The 4487-nt window shown below is 63.3% G+C and carries 5 protein-coding genes; 3 read left to right on the forward strand and 2 right to left on the reverse strand.

The features are described from left to right. A partial coding sequence (lysS, locus tag VZ95_RS15515; RefSeq protein ID WP_045776667.1) for a lysine--tRNA ligase occupies nucleotides 1-1029 on the reverse strand: 1029 nt, incomplete at its 3' end. Nucleotides 1030-1676: 647 nt separating this feature from the next. Here lysS and VZ95_RS27330 point away from each other — a divergent pair. The 3 genes from VZ95_RS27330 to VZ95_RS27340 are packed head-to-tail and all read left to right on the forward strand — an operon-like array spanning nucleotide 1677 to nucleotide 3910. Next, the gene (locus VZ95_RS27330; protein WP_232302692.1) at nucleotides 1677-2918 is read left to right on the forward strand and encodes an ATP-dependent DNA helicase; all 1242 of its coding nucleotides are present in this window, start codon (nucleotides 1677-1679) and stop codon (nucleotides 2916-2918) included. A gap of 10 nt (nucleotides 2919-2928) precedes the next feature. Continuing rightward, on the forward strand, nucleotides 2929-3678 hold the full coding sequence (locus tag VZ95_RS27335; protein ID WP_232302693.1) for an ATP-dependent DNA helicase: 750 nt from the start codon (nucleotides 2929-2931) through the stop codon (nucleotides 3676-3678). Further along, the gene (locus tag VZ95_RS27340; protein ID WP_232302694.1) at nucleotides 3608-3910 is read left to right on the forward strand and encodes a helicase C-terminal domain-containing protein; all 303 of its coding nucleotides are present in this window, start codon (nucleotides 3608-3610) and stop codon (nucleotides 3908-3910) included. Before VZ95_RS27335 ends, VZ95_RS27340 begins: the two co-directional genes overlap by 71 nt. Nucleotides 3911-3975: 65 nt before the next feature. On the opposite strand, the gene VZ95_RS15525 is transcribed toward VZ95_RS27340, so the two are convergent. Then, nucleotides 3976-4239 (reverse strand): type II toxin-antitoxin system ParD family antitoxin, encoded by a 264-nt coding sequence (locus VZ95_RS15525; protein WP_045776668.1) that lies wholly within the window; start codon nucleotides 4237-4239, stop codon nucleotides 3976-3978. Between the last annotated feature and the right edge of the window lie 248 nt (nucleotides 4240-4487).

Genomic DNA, 4487 nt, shown 5'->3' on the forward strand with positions numbered 1-4487 from the left:
ATAGCTGATGTACTCATCCACCGCCTTCGGGATGACATCGAAGTACAGCCGTTTTGCCCGGCGCGGTTGCTGAAACATGAATAGCGACAGGCTTTCCTCCGGCGCATAGGACAGCCAGTCTTCGACCGACAAGCCATTGCCTTTCGACTTTGAAATCTTCTCGGCGTTCTGATCCAAGAACAGTTCGTAGTTAAACCCCTCCGGCGGGGTGCCGCCCAAAGCTTTCACGATCTTACCCGCAAGTTCGACCGAGGAAATCAGATCCTTCCCGGCCATTTCATAATCGACTTCCAGGCCAAGCCAGCGCATCGCCCAATCGGCCTTCCACTGCATTTTGCAGTGACCGCCCGTCACCGGCACTTCCACCAGCGCGTCGGTTTCGGGATCGCGGTAGCTGACGGTGCCCGCCGCCTCATCCCGCGCCACCATCGGCACTTGCAGCACGATACCCGTGCGCGGGCAGATCGGCAGGAAGGGGCTGTAGGTGGCTTGGCGTTCAGCACCCAAAGTCGGCAGAATAATCTTCATCACGGTGTCGTAATGATGCAGCATTCTCAGCAAGGTCTCGTCGAACGCGCCGGACTTATACATCTGGGTTGCCGACTTAAACTCATACTGAAAACCAAACCCATCGAGGAAGGCTTGCAGGCGCGCGTTATTATGCTCGCCGAAGCTCGGGTGGGTGCCGAACGGATCGGGCACCTGGGTGAGCGGCTTGCCGAGAAAGCCCGCCAGCATCTCCCGATTTGGCACATTGTCCGGCACTTTGCGCAAGCCGTCCATATCGTCCGAGAAGCAAAAGAGCTTCGTCGGAATGTCGGAAAGCTGTTCGAAGGCGCGGCGGACCATGCTGGTGCGCACCACTTCGCCAAAGGTGCCGATATGCGGCAGGCCCGAGGGGCCATAGCCGGTTTCGAACAGCACGTAACCTTTTTTTGGTTTCTCGGCCCCGTATCGCGCCAGAAGTTTGCGCGCTTCCTCGAACGGCCAGGCTTTGGCGGTGAGGGCGATCTCGCGGGGCAGAGACATTTTCGAACACTCGTCCTGAATACGGAAATTCGGCCAATATCAGCCGGTCTGTTGTGCTAAACGGTTGCGCGCGCAAGGTCAACCGCCGCCCGGTGGAGAAAGGATTGCGCCGCCCACCCGGCCCGGTTAAGGTCGGCAGAGTTCTTCAAAGGTTCCGCTTTCGAGATGACTTCCGCCCCCGCGCTTTTACTGCCCCAGGCCCCGCTGCTCGCGGTCGGCCTGCGGCGGGCCGTATTGGTGACGGTCGATGGTGAAATCGAAGACGGCACCCTACCCCAAATCGCCCGGTTGCTCTCGCCCCGACGCCCCGCCCTACCTGTGCCACGCCCCCGCCCTGGGCAAGCGCCTCGAAATCCCCGGCCTATGGGGCTACGACCTGTTGGAGCTTTTCGCTCTCGTCCGCCCCGCTACTTTCTGCGTCCCCACGCCGCGCGGCTTGGCGCAGGCGCTCGATCTGCCGGTGCCGAAAGATCTCACCGACGCGGCGATGATCCTGCGCGACGCCGCCGCCCTGTTGCTTTCGGAACTCGCCGAAGCGCGCGACGCCGAGACCCTGGCGATTATTCAACCGATGGCGGCGGGCGGCTGGGCGTGGGGACGGTTTGCCGAACAGGCACTTGCGGGCGTCACCGCCGGGCGGCGCGGCCTTGCCGTGTCGGCGCGCCATTCCCGAAATCCCCGATCATCCTGCCGATGGCCCGCCGGGTCAGCAGCCGGTGCATGCGCAAGAAGCCCGCTGGCAACTGGCCTCCCTCTTAGGCGACCACGCCGAAAGCCGCCCCAGCCAAGCTGATTACGCTTCCGCAACGGCCCTCGCGTTCCAACCGCGCCAGCAGGAGGATCAACCCCATATCGTGCTGGCGGAAGCCGGAACCGGCGTTGGTAAAACCCTGGGATACCTTGCGCCGGCCAGCGTGTGGGCGCGCAAGAACGGCGGCACGGTGTGGGTTTCGACCTATACCCGCAATTTGCAGCATCAGATCGATCAGGAACTGGACCGGCTCTACCCCGATCCGGTCGATAAGGCCCTGAAAGCGGTCGTCCGCAAGGGCCGGGAAAATTACCTCTGCCTGCTAAACCTCGAAGAAAACACCCAGATCGCCAGCACTCGCCCGTCAGAGGCTGTCGGTGTCGGGCTGATGGCGCGCTGGGTTTTGGCGACGCGCGACGGCGATCTTTCGGGCGGCGACTTCCCCGGCTGGCTACCCGAACTGCTGGGCCGTGCCCGCACCTTGGGATTGGCCGACCGGCGCGGCGAATGCATCTTCGCTGCCTGCCATCACTTCAACCGCTGTTTCGTCGAACGCTCGATCCGCCGGGCCAAACGCGCCGAAATCGTCATCGCCAATCACGCGCTGGTGATGGTGCAATCGGCCTTAGGCGGCGGCGACGATGGCTCGGTGCCGAGCCGCTTGGTGTTCGACGAAGGCCACCACCTGTTCGATGCCGCCGACAGCGCCTTTTCCGCCCATCTCTCCGGCCTCGAAGGCCAGGAAATGCGCCGCTGGCTGCTCGGGGCCGAAGGCTCCAGCCGCAGCCGGGCGCGCGGCTTACGGCGGCGCATCGAAGAGCTTTTGTCCGACGAAGGCATGCTCAACACCCTCGGCCTGCTCATCCGCGCCGCCCACGCCCTGCCCGGCGACGGCTGGCAGAACCGTTTGATCGACGATGCCCCGAGCGGGGCCATCGAAGCCTTCCTCTCGGCCCTGCGCCGCCAAGTGCTCGCCCGCCAGACCGAGCAAGATCGCGGCTATAGCCTGGAAGCCGACGCTTCCCCCGCCAACGATGATTTGCTGCCCCTCGCCGACGACGCCCGCAGCGCCCTCATCGCCCTGCGCGAGCCCGGCCTCACCCTCAAAAAAGCGCCTCGCCGACCGGTTGGTGGATGAAGCCGAGGATATGGAAACCGAGGTCCGCCTGCGCATCGAAGCTGCCGTCCGCGCGCTCGACCGCCGCCTGATTCTGCCGTTGGCGGGCTGGATCGCCATGCTCGAAGCCCTGCGCGAGGAACCCAGCGAAGAATTCGTCGATTGGTTCGGCATCGACCGGCAAGACGGGCAAGAAACCGACATCGGCATGCACCGCCACTGGCGCGACCCCAGCAAACCCTTCGCCCGCACCGTGGCGGAAGGCGCGCACGGCATTATCGTGACCTCCGCCACCCTCACCGATTCCACCGGCGACCCGGAAGCCGATTGGCGCGCCGCCGAACGCCGCATCGGCCTGCCCTGGATCACCGCGACCGCCACCCGCGCCCAACTCCCTTCGCCCTATGATTATGTGAAGCAAACCCGCGTGCTGGTGGTGACGGACGTGCGCCGCGACGATATCGAGCAAGTGGCGTCCGCCTACCGTGCCCTCTTCCTTGCCGCAGGCGGCGGCGCGCTTGGGCTCTTCACCGCCATCTCCCGCCTGCGCGCCGTCCATAGCCGCATCGCCGGACCCTTGGAAGACGCCGATATCCCCCTGCTCGCCCAGCATGTGGACGGCATGGAAACCGCCAGCCTCATCGATATCTTCCGCGCCGAAGAAAAACGCCTGCCTGCTCGGCACCGACGCCGTGCGCGACGGCGTGGACGTGCCCGGCCGCTCCCTGCGCCTCATCGTCTTCGACCGCATCCCCTGGCCCCGCCCCGATATTCTCCATAAAGCGCGCCGGGAAGCCTTCGGCGGCTGGAACTGGGACCGCCGCTTGGTCAGATTGAAACTGAAACAAGCCTTCGGCCGCCTCGTCCGCCGCGCCGACGATACCGGCGTGTTCGTGCTGCTGGAGCCGATGCCATCGGATTTTAGAAGCGCTTTTCCGCCCGGCGTGGAGGTGAAGCGGGTTGGGTTGGCCGAAGCGGTGCGCGAGGTGGGGGGATTTTTGGGGCGCGGATAGGCTGGTGTCTCGGGGCGCTGCCCCGAACCCCGCCAGGAGCCGGGCGGCTCCTGGACCTGGCAAGGTTAGGGCGAGTTTAAGTCTGTCGCCTCACCCTCACGCCGCCGATCCGCTAGGAACGCCTCAAAATCAAGCTCGACGGGTGGACCACTCGCCTCCCCCTCGGCCAACGCGGCGCGCAAGGCTGTGAGTTTCGCTTCCCGTTGCTCCAGCAACCGCAACCCCGCCCGAATTACATCCGATGCGCTGCCATAACGCCCCTCAGCGACTTGCGATTCAATGAAACGAGCGAAATGATCGCCCAGGCTGACGGAGGTGTTTTCGGGCATCGCGGTTTCCTTTGGGAGGAGAGAGTGCGAAAATCAGAAAACTTTGAAAGCATGTCGCCGCTCGAACAGGCGACGATGCTAAGGGATGCCATTTCAAACCTCGGTGGAAATTCCTAAAAAAGACCACCTCGCGGAACCCACAATATATAAAATCCCTAAAATGGAATTTCATTATCGGCACCAAAATCCTGCTTAACAGCAGAAACAACCTCAACTTCACCTTCTACAATTTTAAAATTATTTATTGA

The sequence above is a fragment of the Elstera litoralis genome (assembly GCF_000963705.1).
GTDB lineage: Bacteria > Pseudomonadota > Alphaproteobacteria > Elsterales > Elsteraceae > Elstera > Elstera litoralis.